Annotated in this window: 21 protein-coding genes; 8 read left to right on the top strand and 13 right to left on the bottom strand. The window is 71.5% G+C overall.

Annotated elements, in window-relative coordinates:
• The first annotated feature begins 61 nt into the window (after positions 1–61).
• The 3 genes from ACP2AD_RS05610 to ACP2AD_RS05600 all read left to right on the top strand — a co-directional run bounded on the left by ACP2AD_RS05610 (position 62) and on the right by ACP2AD_RS05600 (position 5,685).
• A complete protein-coding gene (locus ACP2AD_RS05610; protein WP_425229096.1) occupies positions 62–1,198 on the top strand; it encodes a serine hydrolase in 1,137 nt (378 codons plus the stop codon).
• A gap of 46 nt (positions 1,199–1,244) precedes the next feature.
• Positions 1,245–3,998, top strand: coding sequence for a DNA polymerase I (polA, locus tag ACP2AD_RS05605; protein WP_425229095.1), 2,754 nt, complete (start codon positions 1,245–1,247; stop codon positions 3,996–3,998).
• A 130-nt stretch (positions 3,999–4,128) separates the two neighbouring features.
• A complete protein-coding gene (locus ACP2AD_RS05600) occupies positions 4,129–5,685 on the top strand; it encodes a lipopolysaccharide biosynthesis protein (protein WP_425229094.1) in 1,557 nt (518 codons plus the stop codon).
• A gap of 20 nt (positions 5,686–5,705) precedes the next feature.
• Here the strand turns inward: ACP2AD_RS05600 and purH are convergent, their stop codons facing one another.
• The 4 genes from purH to ACP2AD_RS05580 all read right to left on the bottom strand — a co-directional run bounded on the left by purH (position 5,706) and on the right by ACP2AD_RS05580 (position 11,153).
• On the bottom strand, positions 5,706–7,286 hold the full coding sequence (gene purH, locus ACP2AD_RS05595) for a bifunctional phosphoribosylaminoimidazolecarboxamide formyltransferase/IMP cyclohydrolase (protein WP_425229093.1): 1,581 nt from the start codon (positions 7,284–7,286) through the stop codon (positions 5,706–5,708).
• 120 nt (positions 7,287–7,406) lie between these two features.
• Complete coding sequence (locus ACP2AD_RS05590) at positions 7,407–9,191, bottom strand: heparinase II/III family protein (protein WP_425229092.1); 1,785 nt, start codon at positions 9,189–9,191, stop codon at positions 7,407–7,409.
• A complete protein-coding gene (rpe, locus tag ACP2AD_RS05585) occupies positions 9,188–9,850 on the bottom strand; it encodes a ribulose-phosphate 3-epimerase (RefSeq protein WP_425229091.1) in 663 nt (220 codons plus the stop codon). Before rpe ends, ACP2AD_RS05590 begins: the two co-directional genes overlap by 4 nt.
• A 31-nt stretch (positions 9,851–9,881) precedes the next feature.
• A complete protein-coding gene (locus tag ACP2AD_RS05580) occupies positions 9,882–11,153 on the bottom strand; it encodes an RsmB/NOP family class I SAM-dependent RNA methyltransferase (protein WP_425229090.1) in 1,272 nt (423 codons plus the stop codon).
• A 43-nt stretch (positions 11,154–11,196) separates the two neighbouring features.
• Here ACP2AD_RS05580 and ACP2AD_RS05575 point away from each other — a divergent pair, with 43 nt between their 5' ends.
• Entirely contained in the window at positions 11,197–11,358 is a 162-nt protein-coding gene (locus ACP2AD_RS05575) for a DUF1674 domain-containing protein (RefSeq protein ID WP_425229089.1), read from the top strand.
• A 7-nt stretch (positions 11,359–11,365) separates the two neighbouring features.
• On the opposite strand, the gene ACP2AD_RS05570 is transcribed toward ACP2AD_RS05575, so the two are convergent.
• Genes ACP2AD_RS05570 through tsaD form a run of 3 tightly spaced genes read right to left on the bottom strand, consistent with a single transcriptional unit; the run spans position 11,366 to position 14,018 of the window.
• Positions 11,366–12,340: an NAD(P)H-dependent glycerol-3-phosphate dehydrogenase gene (locus ACP2AD_RS05570; RefSeq protein WP_425229088.1), complete on the bottom strand. Its 975-nt coding sequence runs from the start codon at positions 12,338–12,340 to the stop codon at positions 11,366–11,368.
• Positions 12,337–12,996 carry a transglycosylase domain-containing protein gene (locus ACP2AD_RS05565; protein ID WP_425229087.1) on the bottom strand — a complete coding sequence of 220 codons (660 nt, stop codon included), beginning with the start codon at positions 12,994–12,996 and terminating at the stop codon, positions 12,337–12,339. The genes ACP2AD_RS05570 and ACP2AD_RS05565 overlap by 4 nt, the downstream gene beginning before the upstream one ends.
• On the bottom strand, positions 12,993–14,018 hold the full coding sequence (gene tsaD, locus ACP2AD_RS05560; RefSeq protein WP_425229086.1) for a tRNA (adenosine(37)-N6)-threonylcarbamoyltransferase complex transferase subunit TsaD: 1,026 nt from the start codon (positions 14,016–14,018) through the stop codon (positions 12,993–12,995). The genes ACP2AD_RS05565 and tsaD overlap by 4 nt, the downstream gene beginning before the upstream one ends.
• 193 nt (positions 14,019–14,211) lie before the next feature.
• Between tsaD and hemC the strand changes: the two genes are divergently transcribed.
• Genes hemC through ACP2AD_RS05545 form a run of 3 tightly spaced genes read left to right on the top strand, consistent with a single transcriptional unit; the run spans position 14,212 to position 16,693 of the window.
• Positions 14,212–15,144 (top strand): hydroxymethylbilane synthase, encoded by a 933-nt coding sequence (hemC, locus tag ACP2AD_RS05555; RefSeq protein WP_425229085.1) that lies wholly within the window; start codon positions 14,212–14,214, stop codon positions 15,142–15,144.
• A complete protein-coding gene (locus ACP2AD_RS05550; protein ID WP_425229084.1) occupies positions 15,141–15,836 on the top strand; it encodes a uroporphyrinogen-III synthase in 696 nt (231 codons plus the stop codon). The genes hemC and ACP2AD_RS05550 overlap by 4 nt, the downstream gene beginning before the upstream one ends.
• On the top strand, positions 15,833–16,693 hold the full coding sequence (locus ACP2AD_RS05545; RefSeq protein ID WP_425229083.1) for a hypothetical protein: 861 nt from the start codon (positions 15,833–15,835) through the stop codon (positions 16,691–16,693). The genes ACP2AD_RS05550 and ACP2AD_RS05545 overlap by 4 nt, the downstream gene beginning before the upstream one ends.
• On the opposite strand, the gene ACP2AD_RS05540 is transcribed toward ACP2AD_RS05545, so the two are convergent.
• Positions 16,671–17,462, bottom strand: coding sequence for a DUF72 domain-containing protein (locus ACP2AD_RS05540; RefSeq protein WP_425229082.1), 792 nt, complete (start codon positions 17,460–17,462; stop codon positions 16,671–16,673). The genes ACP2AD_RS05545 and ACP2AD_RS05540 overlap by 23 nt on opposite strands.
• A complete protein-coding gene (locus tag ACP2AD_RS05535) occupies positions 17,459–19,741 on the bottom strand; it encodes a DNA translocase FtsK 4TM domain-containing protein (protein ID WP_425229081.1) in 2,283 nt (760 codons plus the stop codon). The genes ACP2AD_RS05540 and ACP2AD_RS05535 overlap by 4 nt, the downstream gene beginning before the upstream one ends.
• A 188-nt stretch (positions 19,742–19,929) precedes the next feature.
• Here ACP2AD_RS05535 and ACP2AD_RS05530 point away from each other — a divergent pair, with 188 nt between their 5' ends.
• Positions 19,930–21,144 carry a UbiH/UbiF/VisC/COQ6 family ubiquinone biosynthesis hydroxylase gene (locus tag ACP2AD_RS05530; RefSeq protein ID WP_425229080.1) on the top strand — a complete coding sequence of 405 codons (1,215 nt, stop codon included), beginning with the start codon at positions 19,930–19,932 and terminating at the stop codon, positions 21,142–21,144.
• A gap of 138 nt (positions 21,145–21,282) precedes the next feature.
• On the opposite strand, the gene ACP2AD_RS05525 is transcribed toward ACP2AD_RS05530, so the two are convergent.
• Genes ACP2AD_RS05525 through ACP2AD_RS05510 form a run of 4 tightly spaced genes read right to left on the bottom strand, consistent with a single transcriptional unit; the run spans position 21,283 to position 23,406 of the window.
• A complete protein-coding gene (locus ACP2AD_RS05525; protein ID WP_425229079.1) occupies positions 21,283–21,678 on the bottom strand; it encodes a hypothetical protein in 396 nt (131 codons plus the stop codon).
• Complete coding sequence (locus ACP2AD_RS05520) at positions 21,675–21,857, bottom strand: Trm112 family protein (protein WP_425229078.1); 183 nt, start codon at positions 21,855–21,857, stop codon at positions 21,675–21,677. The genes ACP2AD_RS05525 and ACP2AD_RS05520 overlap by 4 nt, the downstream gene beginning before the upstream one ends.
• Positions 21,854–22,513: an LON peptidase substrate-binding domain-containing protein gene (locus ACP2AD_RS05515; protein ID WP_425229077.1), complete on the bottom strand. Its 660-nt coding sequence runs from the start codon at positions 22,511–22,513 to the stop codon at positions 21,854–21,856. Before ACP2AD_RS05515 ends, ACP2AD_RS05520 begins: the two co-directional genes overlap by 4 nt.
• Positions 22,510–23,406 (bottom strand): tetratricopeptide repeat protein, encoded by an 897-nt coding sequence (locus ACP2AD_RS05510; protein WP_425229225.1) that lies wholly within the window; start codon positions 23,404–23,406, stop codon positions 22,510–22,512. Before ACP2AD_RS05510 ends, ACP2AD_RS05515 begins: the two co-directional genes overlap by 4 nt.
• Between the last annotated feature and the right edge of the window lie 11 nt (positions 23,407–23,417).

Below are 23,417 nucleotides of genomic sequence, written 5' to 3'. Positions count from 1 at the left end.
CGCCTTGTTTCTGCCCCCCACGCCTCCGCACAACAAGAGCAAACGCACTGACGGGTATCGCATGAGTCTGGGTAAAGCGTATCGATGGGTGGCGATCGCGGCGCTGACCGCGGGCGTGCTGGCGGCATGCGGCTCGACCGCGCGGCCCGGCCACACGGCACGCGCCCCGCGACCGCTGCCGCCGGTGCTCGTCTCGATCCCGATCCCGTCCGCGCAGCCCCGGGTCAGCCGCACCGCACCCTTTCCGCTGATCGATCAGATCACCCGCATCCAACGCAGCTTCGCCGGGCGCGCCGGAGTCGCGGTCCGCGCGGTCGATGACGGCTGGACGGTCGAAGCGGGCGGGCGGCAGTATCTGCCTCAGCAGTCGGTGTCGAAGCTGTGGGTCGCGCTCACCGTGCTCGATCTGCGCGATCAGGGACGGCTGCGGCTGGACGATCCCGTCACCGTGACCGCCGACGACCTGACGCTGTTCCACGAGCCGATCGCAGCACTCGCGGTGCGGCCGGGCGGGTTCCAGACCACCGTCGGCGACCTGCTGACCCGCGCGCTGACCCACTCGGACAACACCGCCAACGACAAGCTGCTGTGGCTGTGCGGCGGCCCGCCGGCGGTGCGCGCGATGATCGAGGCGAAGCGGCTGGGCCCGATCCGCTTCGGCCCCGGCGAGCGGCAGTTGCAGGCGCAGACCGCGGGGCTGATCTGGGATCAGCACTGGGCAGGCAACAACGGCTTTGAGATCGCGCGGGCGCGGCTGACGCGCGAGGCGCGCGATCGGGCGCTCGACGCCTATGTCGCCAACCCGCCCGACGGCGCGCAGCCGCTCGCCATCGCCGATGCGCTTGCGCGTCTCGCGCGCGGGGAACTCCTGAGCGAAACCTCGACCAGCGTGCTGCTGTCGACGATGGGCCAGTCGGTCACCGGCCGCGCCCGGCTGCGTGCGGCGGTCCCCGGCGGCTGGCAGATCGCGCACAAGACCGGCACGGGGCAGGATCTGGCCGGGCGCAACGCCGGGTTCAACGATGTCGGCCTGCTGACCGCCCCCGACGGCCACCGTTACGCGCTGGCGGTGATGATCGGCGACACCACCCGGCCGATCCAGGAACGCCAGCACCTGATCCAGTCGGTAGCGGCGGCCGTGGCAGGGTATGTCGGCGGCGGTGCTGCGCCGCCGATGGAGCAGCCGACGCGAGAGTAAGCTGCGGGGCTTTGCCGCCACCGGGCGCATCCGCTAAGCCCCGCGTATGCCGCATCTCTACCTCGTCGACGGCTCGGGCTATATCTTCCGCGCCTATCATCGCCTGCCGCCGCTCACCAACAGGCATGGCGAGCCGGTCGGCGCCGTCTATGGCTACACCACCATGTTGTGGAAACTGGCGGACGAGGTCCATGCGGCCGAGGGCCCCACCCACATGGCGGTGATCTTCGACAAGGGCAGCCACACCTTCCGCAACGAGATGTACGACCAGTACAAGGGGCATCGGCCGCCGCCGCCCGAAGACCTGGTCCCCCAGTTCCCGATGATCCGCGACGCGACCCGCGCCTTTTCGATGCCGTGCATCGAGGAGGAGGGGCTGGAGGCGGACGACCTGATCGCCTCCTACGCCAAGGCGGCGCTGGCGCAGGGCTGGTCGGTGACGATCGTCAGCTCCGACAAGGACCTGATGCAGCTGATCGAGCCCGGCCTCGACCTCTACGACACGATGAACAACCGCCGGCTCGGCGCGGAGCATGTCGTCGAGAAGTTCGGCGTCGAACCCGGCAAGCTGGGCGAGGTGCTGGCGCTCATGGGCGACAGCGTCGACAATGTGCCGGGCGTGCCGGGGGTCGGGCCGAAGACCGCGGCGCAGCTGATCCAGGCGCATGGCGATGTCGAGGGCGTGCTCGCCGCGGCGGCGGACGACGGGTTCAAGAAGGGCAAGCTGCGCGACAATCTGCGCGAGCATGCCGCCGCCGCGCGGATGAGCCGCGAGCTGGTCAAGCTGAAATGCGACGTGCCGCTGGAACATCCGCTCGACGAGCTGGAGCTGAAGGGCATTCCCGACGCGCCGCTGCGCGCGTTTCTGGAACATCACGGCTTTCGCACCCTGCTGAACAAGCTGGAGCAGGTCGCCGATGCGCCGGTCGTGATACCGACCGCGCCGATCCGGGACGATCCGCCGTGCGACCATGACGGCTACGAGACGGTGATCGACCTCGACGCGCTCGACCGCTGGATCGCGGACGCGCGCGCGCAGGGCTATGTCGCGATCGACACGGAGACGAGCGGCACCGACGCCACCCGCGCCGAGCTGATCGGGATCAGCCTGGCGCTCGCCCCCAATCGCGCCTGTTACGTCCCGCTCAGGCACGGCGGCACCGATCTGCTCGCCGAGAACCCCGAACAGATCGACTGCGAACCCTGCCTCGCCAGGTTGAAGGAGCTGTTCGAGGACGAGTTCGTCCTCAAGATCGGGCACAACATCAAGTTCGACATGATCGTGCTCGGCGAGCGCGGCATTCATGTGCGCCCGCATGACGACACGATCGTCATGAGCTTCGACTTGGACGCCGGGCGGCACGGGCACGGCATGGACGAACTCGCCGCGACGCACCTGTCGCACAGCTGCATCGCGTTCAAGGACGTGGTCGGCGTCGGCAAGTCTCAGCGCGGCTTTGCCGAAATCGATCTGAAGAGCGCCACGCGCTACGCCGCCGAAGACGCGGACGTGACGATGAGGCTGTGGAGACGCTTCCGCGCGCGGCTGCCCGGCGAGGCGGCGACGCGGGTCTATGAGATGGTCGACCGGCCGTTGATCCCGGTCATCGCGCGAATGGAGCGGCATGGCGTCAAGGTCGATCGCGAGCGGCTGGCGGCGCTCTCGGCCGAGTTCTCGGAGCAGATCGCCGTCGCCGAGCAGGAGGTCCACGCGCTGGCGGGCGGGCCCTTCACGATCGGTTCGCCCAAGCAGCTGGGCGACGTGCTGTTCGAGCGGATGGGGCTGAAGGGCGGGCGCAAGGGCAAGTCCGGCGTCTATTCCACGGACGTGACCGAGCTGGAACGGCTCGCGCGTGAGAAGGGGCCGGGCAGTGAGGTGGTGCACAAGGTGCTGGAATGGCGCCAGCTGACCAAGCTGAAGAACACCTATACCGACGCGCTGCAGCAGGAGATCAACCCGGCGACGGGCCGTGTCCACACCAGCTACAGCCTGACCGGCGCGCAGACCGGGCGGCTGTCTTCTACCGAACCCAACCTGCAGAACATCCCGATCCGCACCGAGACAGGCCGTCAGATCCGGGACGCGTTCGTGGCCGAACCGGGCAACGTCATCTTGGCGGCGGATTACTCACAGATCGAGCTGCGCCTCGCCGCGCACATCGCCGACGTGCCGCAGCTGCGCGCAGCCTTCGCCAACGGCGACGACATCCATTCCCTGACTGCCACCGAATTGTTCGGGGAAGTGAACCGCGACACGCGGGCGCGCGCGAAGACGATCAACTTCGCGATCCTCTACGGCATCAGCCGCTGGGGGCTGGCCGGCCGGCTGGAGGTGACGGCCGATGAGGCGCAGGGGATGATCGATCGTTATTTCGAACGGTTCCCCGGCATCAACCGCTACATGGCGGAGACGCTGACCAGCGTCCGCGAGCGCGGCTATACGCAGACGCTGTTCGGTCGAAAGACGTGGTTCACCCGGATCAAGTCAAAGGTGCAGCACGAACGCCAGGGCGCCGAGCGCGCCGCGATCAACGCGCCGATCCAGGGGACCAGCGCCGATATCATCAAGCGCGCGATGATCCGGATGGAGCCCGCACTGGCGGCGGCGGGGCTGGGCGACGTCCGCATGCTGCTCCAGGTCCATGACGAACTGGTGTTCGAGCTGCCGGCCGGTGATGTCGATGCCGCCAAGCCCGTCATCGAACGCGTTATGGCCGACGCCGCTGCGCCCGCCGTGGAACTGACGGTGCCGCTCGGCATCGAGATCGGCGTCGGCGACAGCTGGGGCAGCGCGCATTGACGCGCAGCGCGGTGGCCGGCCACGACCGGATGACCCGCATCAGCGCGGCCGGCGGGCCGGTGCAGCCGAACCCGTTCGGCGACGCGGCTTTGCCGCGGCGCGCGCCGCTGGATGCTGAAACACGTCCAGCATGACGGCATCTTACACCCCCACCGACATCGACACCCTCGCCAAGGGCGGCCGCACCAACATCGCGGGGTTCATCCTCCGCCTCGCGGCGCGCATCCCGTTCCTGTTTATCGCCGGGCGGCTCTACGGGCCGGAGCTGGTCGGCCGCTTCGCCATCGCCGTAGTCGTGGTCGAGCTGGCGGCGCTGATCGCGACGCTGGGGCTCAAGCGTGGGCTGGCGCAGGCGCTCGCCTCGGCTGATCGCCCGCACGTCTGTGTCGTCTGGGACGCGATGGCGGTGGCGCTGATCGCGTCGCTGTTCGCCAGCGCATTGCTGTGGTGTTTCCCGCAGATCATGTACCCGAACTCGCCGGTGCATGGCCTCGACCGCTATCTCGGCCTGATCGTGCTCGGCCCGGCGCTGTCGGACGTCAGCCTCGCGGCGCTCGCCTATCGCCTTAACGTCAAGGCCGCGGTGACCGCGCGCGCCGTCGTCGAACCCTGGACGATCAGCCTCGCCGCCTGGGCCTTTTCCTTCGTCACCACCCGTGACGGCCTCGTCCTGTCCTACGTCGCCTCGATGGTCGCGGCGCTGATCGCCAGCCTGGTGCCGTTCCTGCGCAGCTACGGCCTCCCGCACGGCTGGTCACCGCAGCCGAACAAGCTCGTCCACCTCGCCCGTGTCAACGCCCCGCTGGCGGGCGCCGACGCACTGGAATGGGGTACGCGCAACGTCGACCGCTTCATCTTGGGGCTGCTGTTCGCCCCCAAGATCGTCGGCATCTACTATATGGCGCAGCAGGTCTCCTCGCTGCCGCTCAAGCTGAAGTCGAGTTTCGACCCCGTGCTGGGGCCGGTGATCACCCGCAGCCTGGCCAACCGGGACTATGCGGCGATCGCCGCGCAGGTCCGGCAGGTCGCGTTCTGGATCATGGCCGCGCAAGGCGGGCTCGCGCTGATCGGGTCGATCCCCGGCGAGGCGATCATGGGCGTGCTGGGGCCGCAATTCGTCGCGGGGACGGCGGCGCTCGCCTTCCTGTTGACCGCAGAGGTGCTCGCCTCGACCGGCGCGGTGTGCGAATCCGCGCTGGTCTATACGGCCCGGCACCGCAATCTGGCGATCTCGGCGACGATGCTGACGGTGCAGGTGCTGCTGAGCTTCGGGCTGGTGGTGCTGATGCGCTGGGCGCGGGCACGACACTGGCCCGCCGGCTGGGCCGATCCGTGGCCGGTCAACTATCAGGCGGCGGGGCCGGCGGTGGCGCTGATGATCAGCCTCGGGCTCACCTCGATCGTCAAGGCGCGCCTGCTCGGCCGCCTCCTCGGCGCGCCGGTCTCGCCGTGGCGCTGGCCGCTGGTGTGGGCGGCGCTGGCGGCGATCGTGGTCGGCGCCGCGTTCGTCTGGCTGCCGCGCCGCCTGGAATGGGTCGAGCTGATGGTGGGGATACCGGCGATCGCCGTGACCTATCTGGGCATCCTGTGGCGCTTCGCCTTTGCGCCGTCGGACCGGGCACTGTTCGGCAGGATACCGAACGTCGAGGAAGCGACGCTGCCCAACGTCGGGGCGACTGCGTCCTAGGCAGCGGGCCGCGCGCGCGATCAGTGCCGGAAATGCCGGATCCCGGTAAATACCATCGCCAGCCCAGCCCGGTCCGCCGCCGCAATCACCTCGTCGTCGCGGATCGAGCCGCCCGGCTGGATGACCGCGGTCGCCCCCGCCTCGACCGCCGCCAGCAGCCCGTCGGCAAAGGGAAAGAAGGCGTCCGACGCCACGGCGGAACCGGCCGTGCGCGGCTCGGTCCAGCCCGCCTTGCCGGCCGCGTCGCGCGCCTTCCACGCCGCGATGCGCGCCGATTCCAGCCGGTTCATCTGCCCCGCGCCGATGCCGGCGGTCGCGCCGTCCCTGGCATAGACGATCGCGTTCGACTTGACGTGCTTCGCCACCGTCCAGGCGAAGCGGCAATCGGCCAGTTCCTGCGCCGTCGGCTGGCGCTGCGTGACCACGTTCAGCACGCCCAACGCCCCGTTGTCGCGCCCCTGCACCAGCCAGCCGCCTGCGATCGACTTGACCATCAGCCCGTCCCGCGCCGGATCGGGCAGGTCGCCGGTCAGCAGCAGCCGCAGGTTCTTCTTGGCCGCGAATACCGCCAGAGCGCCCTCGTCGGCATCGGGCGCGATCACCACCTCGGTGAAGATCGCGGTGATCGCCCGCGCGGTCGCCTCGTCGATGGGCCGGTTGAGCGCGATGATCCCGCCGAACGCCGACACGCTGTCACATGCGAACGCCCCTTCGTAGGCCGCCGCCAGTGTCGTCGCGCTCGCCACGCCGCAGGGGTTGGCGTGCTTGACGATCACCACGGTCGGCGCGGCGTCGCGGAACTCGGCGGCCAGCTCCAGCGCCGCGTCGGCGTCGTTGAGATTGTTGTAGGACAGCGCCTTGCCCTGCACCTGCCGCGCCTGACCGATGCCGCGCGCGCCGGGGCCACGATGCGCGTAGAACGCCGCCCGCTGATGCGGGTTCTCGCCGTAACGGAGCAGCTGCGGCGCTTCTAGAATCAGCGGCAGCGTCGCGGGGAACCGCTCACCCTGATCGACCGTGCCGAACCAGCGCGCGATCATCGCGTCATACGTGGCCGTGAGCGCGAACGCCTTCGCCGCCAGCCGCATGCGCAGCTCCCTTCCGGTGCCGCCGTCCACGTCGAGCGCTGAGAGCACCGCTTCATAATCGAGGGGGTCGGTCAGCACCACGACATGGGCATGGTTCTTCGCCGCCGAACGCACCATCGCCGGGCCGCCGATGTCGATGTTCTCGATCACCTCGTCGCGCTCGGCGCCGGCGGCGACCTTCGCCTCGAACGGGTAGAGATTGATGACCAGCAGATCGACCGCGCCGATGCCATGCGCCGCCATCGCCGCCGCGTGGGCCGGGTCGTCGCGCACCGCCAGCAGCCCGCCATGCACCGCCGGGTGGAGCGTCTTGACCCGCCCGTCCATCATCTCGGGAAAGCCGGTCAGGTCGGCGACATCGCGCACCGGCAACCCAGCGTCGCGCAACGCCCCGGCGGTGCCACCCGTCGACACCAGCTCGACGCCGCGCACATGCAGCGCCTGCGCGAAATCGACGATGCCCGCCTTGTCCGAAACGGACAGCAGCGCGCGTTTGATGGCAAGGGTGGTCATGGCGACTCCCCCTCCCTGCGAGGGAGGGCTTGGGGTGGTGCGTGCCTCGATGCATCAAGGCCGATCAGGTTGCGCGCGCTTACCCACCCCCGCCCCCTTCCTGCAAGCAGGCGGCGGCGATCAGATCGCCCGCTTGAACGCCCAGCTCACGCTCGCCCCGCCCGCCGCCGCCTCGCCCGTAACGACCAGCTGCTGGGTCGGCACGGCGCGGCCGTCGGCATCGATCCACAGGCTGCTGTCGATCGCCAGGGCGCCGCCGCGGCAGCGGAACTGCCACAGCGCGCCTCCTCTCGGGTCATGGCCAGGCAGCCGCAACAGCGCCGCCTGCCCATCGGCGGTCGGCGACGCCTGCACGCCTTGGCCAAGGTGAAATCGCACGACGAACGCCGTCGAGCCCCGCCGCCGCCGGCCTCCTCGGAGACGGCTGGCTGGCAACAGCGCGTCCTCGCCGCGCAGTTCGCGCCCATCGCCCGCCAGCTGCACCTGGCGGCGATGGACGAAGCCAAAACGCCGCGCATAGCCGTCATGGCTCGCCTCCAGCCGGCTCGCGACCTCGCTTTCCTGCCGGCTCAGCTCGACCTCGCCGACGCCGCGCCCCAGCGTGCCGTCCGCATTGATCGCGGTCGAGTTGGAGTCCGCCACCACCAGCGTCGAATGCGCCGCTGTCGTGCGCAGCGCCGCCGTCAGCGCCCCCGGCAACGTCGCCGAGCCGGCCTGGGCGCCGCCGCAATTCACCACCAGCCGCGCCGGGCCGTCCGACAATTCAAAGGCGAGGGTCGAGGCGCAGCCCGCCGCCACCGCACGCGCGACCGGCGGCGGCGCGGCGTCGACGATCAGCACCGCGCTGCCCGCCGCCAGCCGCTGGTAACCCCAGTCGCGCGCCTGGCGGAGCGGGCGGGTGCGGATGCCGGTCGCATCGACCACTGCCGCGACCGCCGCCGCCGTGATCGGCCCGCCGCCCTGCCAGCTCGCCAGCCCGCGGTCGGCGTGCGTCGTCCCGAGCAGCGCCGGCACCGCCCGCGCCAGTGCGGCCGCTATCGGGCCCGGCAACGCCAGCCGCCGCGCCGCATAGGTCTCGCGCAGCATCGCCAGCAGGTCGACCGTGTCGAGCAGCTGCGCCGGCGAGCGCGACACCGCCCCGCCATCGTCGTGCAGCCCGCCCGCCACCGCGCGCGCCAGTCCCGCCTCGCCGAACGCCCGCCGCCCGTCGCCGCCGGGGATCAGCAGCCCCGCCGCGACCACGCCACACCACGCGGCGATCCGCTTCACCCCTGCCGGTGCCTTGTCCGCCCCGCGATCCAGGTGACGCGCGCCGCGCGCCAGCGTGTTCAGCACCGACGAACGATAGACGAGATCGGTCGACGACAGGATCAGCGGCGCGTGGGCGGTCCAGTAGAGGACACGCCGCCCCCACAGGTCCGGCGCCCAGGCGAGCGCGTCGACCGTCTCGGCATAGGCATGAAGCCAGCGCGCGGTGATCACCTCCGCGATCGGCGCGCCGCCCGCCCGCGTCGCCACCGTCGACAGGTCGCGCAGCCAGGCGAAGCTGTGGACATGGGTTGCAAACGGCGCACCCCAGTCGCGGTGGCGGAAATCGAGCGCGTCGAGCGCGTGGGTCTCGCCACGAAAACTCATCCGCCCGTCGAGCAACGCCCGCCCGCGCGCGACATCGCCCGCAATCGGATCGTCGGGCACGGCGATCAGCTTGAGCGGATAGCGGCCGCGCAGCCGCAGCGTGTGGAGCGGCGTCCGCCAGGTCAGCCGTTGGAACCGCTCGGACAACCGCTCGGCAAGGCTCAGCCCGGTGTCGCCGCCCAGGCGCACCAGCCGCTTGCCCTCGTCGATCGTGTCCGGGGTGATGTCCGGAACGGGATCGGGCAGCGTATCGAGCGGGGCGGTGCTCACCCGCCTCTAAGCGCCGCGATATTGGCCGCGTAGCGGTCCGGCCCGCCCTGGAACACCGCCGTTCCCGCTACCAGCGCGTCCGCGCCCGCCTCGACGCAGCGCCGCGCCTGCGCCGCATCGACGCCGCCGTCGACCTCCAGGTCGATCGCGCGGCCGGTCGCGTCGATCATCTTGCGGACCGCCGCGATCTTCTTGAGCTGCCCGTCGATGAAATGCTGGCCGCCGAATCCCGGGTTGACGCTCATCACCAGCACCAGATCGACCAGGTCGAGCAGGTAATCCAGCATCTTGGCCGGCGTCCCCGGGTTGATCACCACGCCCGCGCGCTTGCCTAGCGTCTTGATGTGCTGGAGCGAACGGTGGATGTGCGGCCCGGCCTCGGCATGCACGGTCAGCGTGTCCGCGCCGGCGTCGGCGAATGCGTCGAGATAGGCGTCGACCGGCGAAATCATCAGGTGGACGTCGAACGGCTTGGCGGTATGCGGCCTGAGCGCCTTCACCACGCCGGGCCCCATCGAGATGTTGGGCACGAAATGCCCGTCCATGATGTCGAGGTGGATCCAGTCCGCGCCCGCCGCATCGACCGCGCGCACCTCCTCGCCCAGCCGCGCGAAATCGGCCGACAGGATGGAGGGCGCGATGCGGACGGGGTTGGGCATTGACCGACCCTAACTTAGCGTAACCGTGCCGTCATCTGTCTCGTCTGAACCGTGCGATAAAGAAGCCGTCACACCCGCCATCGGCTTCCAGCGTCCCCGGCAGCGTCCTCACCCACCCCTGCGCGGCGGCCGCGACGGGCAGCTCACCCTGCGCGGGCGGCGCCAGCGAGAAATCCAGCCGCGCGGCCATGAATCGCCCGGCCTGTTCCTCCCCTTCCTCGGGTTCCAGCGAGCAGGTCGCATAGACCAATGTGCCGCCCGGCCGCACCCAATCCGCCGCGCGCGCCAGCAGCCGGGTCTGCAGGTCCGCCATCTCCGCGATCTGCGCCGGACGGACGCGGTGGAGCACATCGGGATGGCGGCGGAAGATGCCCGAAGCGCTGCACGGCGCATCGAGCAGTACCGCATCGGCGGCTGCGGGGGGCGCCCAATCGAGCAGGTCGGCGCGGACCACGTCCGCCACGAGCCTGGTCCGCATGAGATTGTCGCGAAGTCGCGCCAGACGACTTTCGCTCGCGTCGACCGCCGTCACCCGCCACCCGGCCGCAGCGAGCTGGCAGGTCTTGCCGCCAGGTGCCGCGCACAGATCGAGCACAGTGCCCGCCCCCGCGCCGATCAACCGTGCCGGCAGCGACGCCGCCAGGTCCTGCACCCACCAGCCGCCCTCGCCAAAGCCCGGCAGCGCCGTCACCGGACCGGCATCATCGAGCCGCCGGTGCAGCGGGGCAAGCGACCGCCCGCCCAGCATTGCCGCCCCGCCTTCGTCCTTCAGCGACAGGTCGAGCGGTGGCGGCGCAGCCAGCGCTCGTGCCGCCGCCGCGACCGCCGCGTCGCCCCACGCCGCCCGCCACCGCGTCGCGGTCTCGGGCGGCAGCGTCGGTATCGCCGGCAGCTGCGCGCCTGCACGCAGCACCGACCCGAACACGCCGTGCACCAGCTTGCGGGGTCCGCCGTCGACCAGCGGCAGCACGGTGGCGATCGCGGCGTGCGGCGGCGTGCCCAGCGCCAGCGCCTGCACCAGCGCGATCCTGAGCGCGAACCGCGCCTTCGCGTCGTCGGGCAAACGCTGGCGGGTCTGTGCGTCGATCAGCGCGTCGAGGTCGGGCAGCCGCCGCAGCGCCTCCGCCGCGACCGCATGCGCCAGCCCGCGATCAGCGCCCGCCACGCCGCGCGTCGCGCCCGCCAGCGCCGCCTCCAGCGCCTCGCCCCGCCGCAGCACCGCGTCGAGCAGCTTCAGCGCCGCGCGGCGGGCGGGCACGCCCGGCGGATCGACGGTAGTGGCGGACGGTTGGCGAATCGGCATCGCTGCCCCATGTGGGCTGCCACCGCGCAAAGGGAAACCACGCATGGGCCAGCGCCCCGCTCACCTGCAGCCGCCCGCCGACCTGCCCCCCAATCCGCCGGTCCCCGCGCCGCAGCCGGTCAAGGTGCGCGGCGACGATCCGCTCGGCCGCGATCCCACGCGCTATGGCGACTGGGAGCTGAAGGGAGTCGCTGTCGACTTCTGAGGCGCGGCTAGACCCCCTCCGCCCGCAACGGCCGCGCCAGCAGCTCACCGATCACCGCGCGCGCGCCCGCGCCCTCCAGCAGCCGGCACACCGCCGCCGTCACCGGCATGTCGACCCGGGCCGCCGCCGCCGCCTCGGCGAGCACGGGTGCGGTGAACGCCCCCTCCGCCACCGTCCGCCGGTCGCCCAGCAGCGCCGCCGCGGCCTCGCCGCGCCCCAGCCCGACGCCGAGCGAATAGTTGCGGCTGGCGGTCGACGAGCAGGTCAGCACCAGATCACCTAGTCCCGACAGTCCCGCCAGCGTCTCCGCCCGCGCGCCGCGCGCCAGCCCGAAGCGCGTCATCTCCGCGAAGCCCCGCGCGATCAACGCCGCGCGCGCATTCTGACCCAGCCCCGCCCCCTCCGCGACCCCGCAAGCGATGGCGAGGACGTTCTTGACCGCGCCGCCGATCTCCGCGCCGACGACATCGGTGGAGGTGTAGGGCCGAAAGCTCGGCCGCGCGATCTGGCGCGCGAGGTCGGGCGCGCAGCCCTCGTCCGCACACGCCAGCGTCACCGCCGTCGGCAGCCCGCGCGCCACCTCGGCTGCAAAAGTCGGTCCCGACAGCACCGCGATCGGCGCGTCGGGATGCGCGGCGGTCGCGACCTCGCTCATCAGCCGGTGCGTTCCCGCCTCGATCCCCTTGGCGCAGAGCAGCAGCGGCCGGTCGGTTCGCGGCAGCCCGGCGAGCACCGCGCCCAGATGCTGGGCGGGCGCGACCACCAGCACCAGCGTACAGTCCGCCAGCACGGCCAGATCGCCCGTCGCCGCGATCGACGGCGACAGCGTCACGCCCGGCAGGAAAACCGCATTCTCTCCCGCTTCGTTGATGCCGCTCACCACCTCCGGCTCGCGCGCCCACAGCCGCACCGGCGCACCGCCCGCCGCCATCACTTGCGCCAGCGCCGTGCCCCAGGCGCCCCCACCGATCACCCCGATCATATGCTTATTCCCGCACAGCCGACGAGCTTCACGTCGCCGTGATCGCGCGGCGTACAACGTCCGGCGAGCAGAGCCTCGATGCGCCGGACCCGCTCGGCATTGGCGGCGGTATGGCGCAGCGGATCGAGATCGCGCGGCGCCATCAGCATCGCCACGAGTCCGAGGAATTGCCGATCGTCCAGCCGAGCGAGCGGTTTGCCGAAATAAACGAGCGCCGCCGCCGGAAAGCCGATGACCGGGCGGCGCCCCTGATTACCCATCCACGCATAGTTGAGCAGCAGGTCGACCTGCTCGCGCTTGCCGACGGCGGGATCGAGGACCAGCCATGCGATCAGGCTCTGCTCGATCTTGGCGAAGCCAGGGTCGAAACGATCGAAGTACAGCCGTTTGACCAATCCCTGCGTGATCGTCGTTGCGCCTGCACCGGGCGTCGACCAGTCGATGCCGTGATGATGCAGAAACGCCGGATCCTCGACCCGCAACAACATCGCGATCCGACGCGGCGGCAGGTCGGCGATCCGGACTGACCGGTCCGCATGGGCGGCGAGGATCGCGGGCGTGTTCGCCCGCGCGCGGAGCACCTGCACCGCCTCATACGCGATCAGCAACAATATCGCGGCCAGGATCACCGACCCGCCCCGGAGTGCGTACTTCACGCCTTCACCCCCGCCCCGCGCACCGCTTCCGCCGCCGGATCGAGCGGCCAGCGCGCCCGCGCCGCCATGTCGAGCGGGTCGGTCAGCCCGGCCGCGAACCGCTCCGCGCCGGCCCAGGCGATCATCGCCGCATTGTCGGTACACAGCCATAGCGGCGGCGCCACGCAGCGCAGCCCGTGCGCCGCCGCCAGCGCCTCAATCGCCGTCCGCACCGCCCGGTTGGCCGCGACCCCGCCCGCAACGACCAGCGCGGTCACTTCGCCGGCCCGGGTCAACGCCTGTGCGGTGCGGTCGACCAGACAGTCGACCACCGCCTGCTGGAATGATGCCGCGATGTCTTCGGGCGGGTGCTGCCCCGCTACGCGCGCGACCGCCGCCTTCAGCCCCGCGAAGGAGAAATGCGGCTCGGCCGACCCCTTCAACGGCCGCGGCAACGGCACCGCCCCGGCGTTGCCCGCCGCCGCCGCCCGTTCCACCGCCGGGCCGCCGGGAAAGCCCAGCCCCAGCAGCTTCGCGGTCTTGTCGAACGCCTCCCCCGCCGCATCGTCGATCGTTGTCGCCAGCCGCCGGTAGCGGCCGACCCCCTCGACCAGCAGCAGCTGGCAATGCCCGCCCGAGACCAGCAGGAGCAGATAGGGGAAGGTCAGGTCCGGGTCGCTCAGCCGCGGGCTCAACGCATGGCCCTCCAGATGGTTGACCGCGATCAGCGGCTTGCCCGCCGCATGCGCCAGCGCCTTGCCGGTGACGAGCCCGACCATGACGCCGCCGATCAGCCCCGGCCCGGCGGTGGCGGCGATCGCGTCGACCTGCGCCAGCGTGACCCCTGACTCGTCCAGCGCCGCGCGCACCAACGGCTCCAGCGCCTCGACATGCGCTCGCGCCGCGATCTCCGGCACCACGCCGCCGAACGGCGCATGCGCCGCCTCCTGCCCGAGCAGCCGATGCGCCAGCACCCGCCGGTCTCCGGTGACCAGCGCCGCCGCGGTCTCGTCGCACGAGGATTCGAGGCCGAGGATCAGCATGCGGCCGGTCATAGGCGCGCGTGCGGCGCTTGCGAAGCGCGGCCGCGACGGAAGACTGTCCTACACGCCGCGGACCGTGCCATAGGGCGCGGCATGATCGCGCTCCGCCGCCCCGATCGTTGGCCTGATCGACGCCCGTCGGCGACCGCCCGGAAGATTTGCCATTGTTGCGTGAACTTCGACAACTTCCGCGATGGCTGAGGCGGGACGCTTCCGCCTCGGCACGCGCGGCTCGCCGCTCGCGCTCGTCCAGGCGGGGATGGTGCGCGATGCGCTGTGCGCCTGGCATGGCTGGCCGCTGGATCGCGTCGCGCTGGTCGTCGTGCGCACCACCGGCGACCGGGTGCAGGATCGCGCGCTGGCCGAGATCGGTGGCAAGGCGCTGTGGACCAAGGAACTCGACCGCGCGCTGCTGGTGGGAGAGGTCGACGCCTGCGTCCATTCGATGAAGGACGTCGAAACGCTGCGCCCCGCCGCCATCGCGATCGCCGCAATGCTGCCCCGCGCCGACGTCCGCGACCGGCTGATCGGCGCGCCCTCGATCGCGGCGCTGCCGCCCGGCGCGACGGTCGGAACCAGCTCGCCGCGCCGCCGTGCGCAGCTGCTCCGCCTGCGGCCTGATCTCCGGATCGTGCTGTTCCGCGGCAATGTCGACACCCGGCTGGCGAAGCTGGCAGCGGGGGAAGCGGACGCGACACTGCTGGCGGCGGCTGGGCTGGACCGGTTGAAACGCCCGGAGATCGGCGCGCCGATCGCCCTCGACGTCATGCTGCCGGCCCCGGCGCAGGGTGCTGTGGGCGTCGAGGTGCGCGCGGACGACCGCGAGGCGTTCCTGGCGGTGAACGCGATCTCTGATGTCATTACCAACTTCTGCGTCCACGCCGAACGCGGCCTGCTCGCCGCGCTCGGGGCGAACTGCCACTCGCCCGTCGCGGCGCTGGCGGTCGAGGACGAGCAGGGCGGGCTGCGGCTCGACGCCGAACTGCTCGACGAGGACGGGACGGCGCACGTCACCGGGTCCGCGGTGGGCGCGATCGACGCGGTGCTCGGCGCGACGTTGGCCGCGGACCTGCTCGCCCGCGCGCCGCCCTCGGTGGCGCGGCTGTTCTCGCCGCCCGCGCGGTGATCGGCGGCGCGGTCGTTCTGCGGCCCGAGCCGGGCAGCGCCCGCACCGCGGCGCTGCTTACCGCGCGGGGTATCGACGTGCGCCGCTGCCCGCTCTTCGCCGTGACGGCTGTCCCCTGGATGACGCCGGACCCACGGCGGTTCGACGCGCTGTTGCTGACCAGCGTCAACGCGCCGCGTCATGCCGGGGAGGGGCTGCGCACCTTGGCCCGCCTGCCCGTCCTCGCGGTCGGTTCCGCCACCGCCGCGGCGGCCAAGGCCGCAGGGCTGACCATCGTGCTGACCGGCGACCGCGACGCGGCGACGCTGGTCGCGGCCGCGGCTGCGCGAGGGTTTACCCGGCTGCTCCATCTCGCCGGCCGCAACCGGCTGACCCTGCCCGGCGTCGACCAGCGCACTGTCTACGCGGCGGAGCCGATCGCCTATCCGGCAGGCGTCGCGGCGAGCTGGACCGGCCGGATTGCGCTGCTCCATTCGCCGCGCGCCGCGCGTCGCTTCGCGGCCTTGGTTGCGGGCGCCGGCGTCGACCGCGCCGCCATTGCGGTCGCGGCGCTCAGCGCCGCGGTCGCCGAGGCCGCGGGCGATGGGTGGTCAGCCGTGACGCGCGCGGCCACCCCGACCGACGCCGCCCTGGTTGCCGCCGCCGCCGCGCTGATTGACCGGGCGCAGGGAGCGACGGATAAGCGGGCATGACCGACGTCCGCCTGCCCGCCTTTTCGACGGCGACCCCGCGGGGCCTGCGGGTCGGGCTGGTGTCGGTGCTGGTACTGCTCGCCTTTCTGCTCGGGCTGCTCGTCGCCTGGGCGATGGTGCGCAAGCGGATGGCGCAGGACGCGCAGGCGCCGCCGCTCGCGCTTGCCGCGCCCGTGCCCGCCGCGGCGTCGCCCATGCCCGTGCCAGTCGCCACGCCCGTCGCCACCGATCCCGGCTCGCTGTCGGCCCGCGAGGCCGTGCTGTCGGGCCAGCTCGCGGCGCTGGAGGCGCGCACCGCGTCGCTGGCCGCCAGCGCCGATGCCGCGGGCGGCCAGGCGACCCGCGCCGAGGCGCTGCTGACCGCGCTCGCCGCACGCCGTGCGATCGACCGCGGCCAGCCGCTCGGCGCGCTCGAGCCGCAGCTGCAGACGCGCTTCGGCACCGTCCGGCCCAATGCCGTTCGCGCGCTGGAGCAGGCGGCGCGGCAGCCGGTCACGTTGGAGGACCTGCGTCAGGCGCTGGAGTCGATCGGCCCCGCCGCGGCGTCGAGCCTGGGCGACGGCTGGTGGGCGACGGCGCGCCGCGAGCTCCGCACATTGGTGGTCATCCGTCGCGTCGACACGCCCAGCCCGCGCCCTGCCGATCACCTGGCGCGCGCGCGTCGCCTGCTCGACGCGGGGCAGGTCGAGGCTGCGCGGGCGGAGGTGGCGCAGCTGCCCGGTGCTGATGAGGCGGCGGGGTGGCTCGCCGCGGCAAGGCGCTACACCGTCGCGCGTCTCGCGCTCGATACGCTGGAGAGCGCCGCACTGACGATGCCGCCCCCCACAACTGCACCTATGCCCGCAGCCGCGCGATGAGCGCCTGCGCTCCTGCCGGCGCCCGCACCTTCGCGCCGTTGATGAAGAACACGAACGTCTCGCGCGCCTGCGCCGGCGGGGGCGTGTCGGTAACATAGGGCAGACCGTCGGGCCGCCCGCCCCCCGCCCAGGTCCGCGCCGTCGCCGCCCAGCCGTCGAGCGCCGCGTCGGTATAGCCGTGCGGATTGACTTCCTCCGCCTGCTCCAGCCGGGCATAGACGTACGGCCCGGTCAGGTCGGCAATGGCGGGGTAATCCGCGGCATCCGCATAAACGATCGCTACCCCGGCCGCGCGCGCCATCTTGATAAAGGCGGCGTCGGCGAAGCTCTCGTGTCGCACCTGGATCGCATGACGCAGCGTGATGCCCGCCTCCGCGCCGGGCAGCAGCGCCAGGAACGCGCGCATGTCGTCCGGATCGAACCGCTTGGTCGCCATGAACTGCCACAGGATCGGGCCAAGCTTGGGACCGAGTTCGGTCAGACCCTGCCCGACAAAGCGTGCGATCGATTCGCCCGCATCCGCCAGCACCTTGCGATTCGTGCAGAATCGCGACGCCTTGACCGCGAAGACGAAGTCGTCGGGCACGGTGTCGCGCCACCCGGCCCAGCTCGCGGGCTTGAAGGTCGAATAATAGGTGCCGTTGATCTCGATCGCCGTCACCTGGCGGCTGGCGAACTCCAGCTCGCGCTTGTGCGGCCATTTGGCGGGATAGAAATTGTCCCGCCACGGCTCATACGTCCACCCGCCGATGCCGACGCGGATCGTCACACCGCATGTCCCTCCGCATCGCGGAGGACCTCGCGGCGGCCGACATGGTCGGGCCGCCCGACGATGCCGTCCTTCTCCATCCGCTCGATCAGCCGCGCCGCCGAATTGTAGCCGACCCGCAGCTGGCGCTGGAGCCAGCTGGTCGAGGCCTTGCGCGATTCGCAGACGAGCTGGATCGCGGCGCGATACTGCTGATCCTCCGCCGAATCCTCGCCGGTCGGCGCGCCCTCCAGCGTGAAGCCGTCCTCCGGCTCCTCCGTGACGGAAGAGACGTAGTCGGGCTGCCCCTGCGCGCGCCAGTGATCGGCGACGCCGCGCACCTCGTCGTCGCTCACGAAGGGACCGTGGACACGGACGATGCCCTTGCCGCCGGGCATGTAGAGCATGTCGCCCTTGCCCAGCAGCTGCTCGGCCCCCTGCTCGCCCAGGATCGTGCGGCTGTCGATCTTCGACGTGACGTGGAAACTGATCCGCGTCGGCAAATTGGCCTTGATGACGCCGGTGATGACGTCGACCGATGGCCGCTGCGTCGCCATGATCAGGTGGATGCCCGCCGCGCGCGCCTTTTGCGCGAGCCGCTGGATCAGGAACTCGACCTCCTTGCCCGCGGTCATCATCAGGTCGGCGAGTTCGTCGACGATGACGACGATCTGCGGCAGCGGCGCGTAGTTGAGCTGTTCCTCCTCGTAGAGCGGGCGGCCGTCTTCGTAACCGATCTGCACGCGCCGCCCGAGCGGCTGGCCCTTGGCCAGCGACGCCCGGACCTTGTCGTTGAAGCCGGCCAGGCTGCGGACGCCGACCGACGACATCTGGCGGTAACGGTCCTCCATCTGCTCGACCGCCCATTTCAGCGCGCGCACCGCCTTGGCGGGATCGGTCACCACCGGAGAAAGAAGGTGCGGGATGTCGTCGTACATGCTCAGTTCGAGCATCTTCGGGTCGATCATGATCATCCGGCACTGTTCGGGCGTCAGCCGGTAGAGCAGCGACAGGATCATCGAGTTCAGCCCCACCGACTTGCCCGACCCGGTCGTGCCCGCGACCAGCAGGTGCGGCATCGGCGCGAGGTCGGTGATGACGGGATCGCCGGCGATGTTCTTGCCCAGCACCAGCGGCAGCTGCTGCGCCTGATCCTCATAGGCTTGGCTGCCGATCAGCTCGTGCAGGCTGACCGCCTCGCGCTTGGCGTTGGGCAGCTCGATGCCGATGACATTGCGGCCCGGGATCACCGCGATGCGCGCCGACAGCGCCGACATCTTGCGCGCGATGTCGTCGGCCAGCGCGACGACGCGGCTCGCCTTGATGCCAGGTCCGGGCTCCAGCTCGTACATGGTGACGACCGGGCCGGGCCGGACCTCCAGGATCTTGCCCTCGACCCGGAACTCGGCGAGCACCGATTCGAGCAGGCGGGCATTGCGCTGCAGCGCGCTCTTGTCGATCTGCCCCTTGGGCGCCGGCGGGGCGGGGGTGAGCAGCGCGAGCTGCGGCAGCTTGTAGCTGTGCCCCAGGTCGAGTTGTGCCTGGGTCGGCTTGGGGCGCGCCGCCGAGGGCGCTGCGGGCCGTTCGGCGACCAGCGGCGCGGGGCGGCGATCAGGCTCAGCAACCGCGCGCGGTTCGACCGGGCGGCGGACCAGGGTCAGCGGCTCGTCGTCCTCCACCACCGGTGCGGACAGCGCCTCCCGCGGCGCGCGGCGCCAGCGCCAGTCCGCCCACTCGATCTCCAGCGCCTTGGCCCAGACCACCGCGCCCGCCACGCCCGCGGCCAGCGCCGCGCCCCGCGCGCCCCACAGCGCCAGCGCCGGGTTGTCGGGCAGCGCCAGCAACGCGCGCGCGCCGTTCGCGGCGAGCAAGCCGATCGCCCCGCCCCAGCCGCCGGGCAGCTTCGACACCGCGTCGCCCGACACCAGCGCCAGCGCCGCGCCCATCAGCACGACCCCGATCGCCGCATTGCGCAGCGTCCGCACCCGCGGGCCCGCCGGCAGGTCTCGCCACAGCCGCAGCCCAACTGTCGCGGGCACCGGCAGCAACAGCGCCACCGCCGGCCCGAACATCAGCAGCATCAGGTCCGCAAACCACGCGCCCGGCGCGCCGATCAGATTGTGCGTCACCGCACCCGCGGCGGTGTCGATCGCGGCATCGCGCCCGTCGAAGCTGATCAGCGCGAGCGTCATCGCCAGCGTCAGCGTCAACAGCACCGCCGCGCCCGTCAGCGCGCCCGATCGCACCGCCCCGGCGCGCACCGACTCGCGCCAAATTCCCGGATCAGCCCGGCTCGCCATTGCCCTACTCCCCGCACCGACGGCGCGTTGACGTTTCAGTAGAGCTGGGAAGGACCGCCCCCCGGCGATCAACCCCTGTCCAGCCGGCCCACCCGAAAGCGGGCACGGCGGCAACCATCGCGCGTGGCGATCGTGACGTCAAGACGGCCGGGTTGGCGCATCCGCCGCCGCCGGGTAGAGCGGTCGACATGGACAGCGACGTCATCATCCTGGGCGGCGGCCTGGTCGGGGCGACCCTCGCGTTGGCGCTGGTCAGACATGGCCTGACCGCCTGCGTCGTCGATCCGGCGGACCCGGCGGTGACGCTCGCGCCCGGGTTCGACGGCCGCGCCTCCGCCGTGGCGAGCGCCAGCGGCCGCATGCTCGACGCGATCGGGCTGGGCGACCGGCTGCAGGGGCTGGGCTGCCCGATCAACGCAATCCGGGTCAGCGACGGGCTGCGCGCCGGTGCGCTCGACTTCGTCCCCGATGCCAGCGACGGCGCACTGGGAACGATGTACGAGAACTGCGTGCTCCGCCGCTCGTTCCATGAGGCGGCGAGTGCTGCGCCCGGATTGACGCTCAGGATGAAGACCCGCGCCACGGCGGTCGCGCGCACGGCCGGCGGCGTCACCGCCACGCTGACCGACGGCACCACCGTCCGCGCCCCGCTGCTGATCGCCGCCGAGGGGCGCAACTCGCCCACACGCGAGGCGGCGGGCATCCGCGTCGCACGCTGGCGCTACGACCACGCCGCGATCGTCGGCGCGTTCCATCACGAACGCCCGCACGGCCAGGTGGCGTTCGAGATCTTCTACCCCGCCGGTCCGTTTGCGCTGCTGCCGCTGCTCGACGATGCTGACGGGCACCGCTCGGCGATCGTCTGGACGGTCGATGCGGACGCCGGCCCGGCGATGCTCAAGCTCTCCGACCGCGCCTTTCTGCACGAGGCGGAGAAGCGGATGGGCGGGCTGCTCGGCCGCCTGTCGGGCGCGTCGTCTCGCGCGACCTATCCGCTCGGCTTCCATCACGCCGCGCGCGTCACCGCCGAGCGGCTGGCGCTGGTCGGCGATGCGGCCCACGGTATCCACCCGATCGCGGGGCAGGGGCTCAATCTCGGCTTTCGCGACGTCGCTGCGCTGACGGAGGTGCTGGTCGAGGGCAAGCGGCTGGGTCTCGACCTTGGCGACGCACAGTTGCTTGTCCGCTATGAGCGCTGGCGCGGGCTCGACACCTTCGCCGTCGCCTTTGCGACCGACAGCCTGACCCGCCTGTTCGGCATTCCCGGCCGCACCGCGAGCGCCGTCCGCCGCTTCGGCATCGCCGCGGTGAACGCGATCCCGCCGCTCAAAAATCGCTTCATGGCCGAAGCCCGCGGCGAATCGGGCGCGCTGCCCAAGCTGCTGCAAGGTGTTCCGGTCTGACCGAGCGGCTGCGCATATCGACGAGGTTTTCGGGGCGGCGCGGACCCGGTGGGTGGGCCTGCCCGCGGTCCGCCCCGAACGGCGGGAAGCCGAAACCTTCGGTCGCGCGGCGATCGAGCGCTTTGGCGCCTGCCAGTGCTAACGCACCGTTTCAGCCGCCTCGCGCTCGACCACGGCATAGGGACCGGGCGTGCGGATCATGATGAAGCTGCCGGACCACAGGCCGGGAATCGTCCATTCGCCGGTGATCTCGTCACCGTCATCGGCAAGCGTGCCGGCATAACCGACGGCATAGTGGGCGCGGTTGGCGGCGTCATACCGCTTGGTGAAGCGGACGGTGCTCCCGATCCGTTCGCCGTCGATCAGCGCGGCGATGGCCGCGCCAGGGTCGCCGGCGTCATCGCTCCGCTCCTCGACCTCACCCGTCAGCGTGCCGTCACACTCTGCCAGCGTCGCTGCGAAGCCGTTGGGCGGCAGCAGCCGCGGATAGCTGAAGATCCCGTCCCACCGCCCGGTCAGATCGCGGCCGCTCACAATCGGCGCGCAGCTTCTACCAGCATCACCGGCGTCCCGTCGCAAACCGGATAGGCGAGCCCGGCGGCGTCGGAGATCAGCTCCGCCGCCGCCGGATCATAGCGGAGCGGCTGACGGGTGATGGGGCAGACGAGCTTGGCGAGCAGCCAAGGATCGAGCCCCCCTGCTCCCGCGATCACTGCAACGTCACCCGGTCGTCCCCATCATGGCGACCGAAGAAATGGAGGAGCTGGATGATGAGTTCGGCGCGCGCTTCCAGATCGGGCGCTTCCAGCAGCGCCTGTTTGGCAGCGGCGTCGAACGGGGCGATCTGGGCGATGCCGTTGACCAGATTCTCGTCGTCGAGCCGCCCGACCTGATCCCAGTCGACCGCATAGCCCTGCGCCTCGGCGAAGCGGCGCGATTCCTGCTCCAGCGACGCCCGGCGGCCGAGCGACAGCGCCTCGTCGGCCGCGACCGGCAGCAGCTCGGCTTCTACCTGGCGGAACGCGGTCGCGACATCCAGCTCGCGGACCAGGCGGAACAGCGCCACGCCCTGCAGGATCAAATTGTAGCGCCCGTCGTCGAGCGCTTCGACCTCGGCGATCTTGCCGACGCAGCCGAGGTCGAACAGCGGCGGCCCTCGGTTGTCCTGGCCCGTGTCCCTGACCGACACCGGACGCGGCTGGATCATCCCGATCCGCCGGTCGCGCACCATCGCGTCGCCGACCAGCGCCCGGTAGCGCGGCTCGAAGACGTGCAGCGGCAGGTGCATGCCGGGGAACAGCAGCGCGCCGGGCAGGGGGAAGATCGACAGCCGCGTCGTCGCGCCGACCGTCCGGGGCGCCTCGGTCATCCGAACAGCGCCGCCGACAGCCGCCGCCGCTGCTGCGCGACCCATGGGTCCATTAGCCCGACCACCTCGAACAGCTTCACCAGCTGTGCACGCGCGGCGCCCTCGTTCCACGCCTTGTCCGCCTGGACAATGTGGAGGAAGCCGTCCGCCGCCGCGTCGCGGTCGCCCGCTGCCATCTGCGCATTGGCGAGATCGAAGCGCGCCTGCAGGTCGTCGGGCGCGGCGTTGACGGCGGCGACCAGCGGCGCGAGGTCGTCGACCGGGGGTGCGGACTGCGCCAGGGCCAGCGCGGCGCGGGCGCGTTCCACCTCCGGCGTCTTGGCCGCCTCCTCGGGGAGCGCATCAAGCACGGCCTGTGCGCCTGCGGCGTCACCTGTCGCCAACAGCGCGCGCGCCATGCCGGAAGCGACCTCCGGGTGATCGGGGGCGATCTCGACAAGCTGGTGGAAGATACCGGCGGCGCGCTCGGCATCGCCCTCGGCCAACACCTGCTCGCCCATCGCGATCAACGGCGCCAGTTCGGCTTCGGCCGCAGTCGCGTCGCTTTCGATCGGCAGCTGCTTAAGCAGCTGGTCCAGCGCCGCGCGCAGCTGCGATTCGGTGCGATAGGGGGTCAAATCGGCGGCGAGCTGCCCCTGAAACATCGCATAGACGGTCGGGATCGACTTGATCTGGAATTGCTGAGCGATGAACTGGTTCTTGTCGGTATCGACCTTGGCCAGCACCACGCCCTTGTCGGCATAGGCGGCGGCGACCTTCTCCAGCACCGGCGTCAGCGCCTTGCACGGTCCGCACCATTCCGCCCAGAAGTCGATAATGACGAGGCTGGTCATCGACGGCTCGACGACGTCGCGGCGGAACGCTTCCACGGCGGTCTTCTGATCGGCGGTCATTCCAAGCGTGC

The organism is Sphingomonas sp. (genome assembly GCF_965248875.1).
Classification (GTDB): Bacteria; Pseudomonadota; Alphaproteobacteria; order Sphingomonadales; family Sphingomonadaceae; genus Sphingomonas.
Note: the sequence above shows the minus strand (reverse complement) of the source record. Positions and strands in the feature narration are given on the sequence as shown.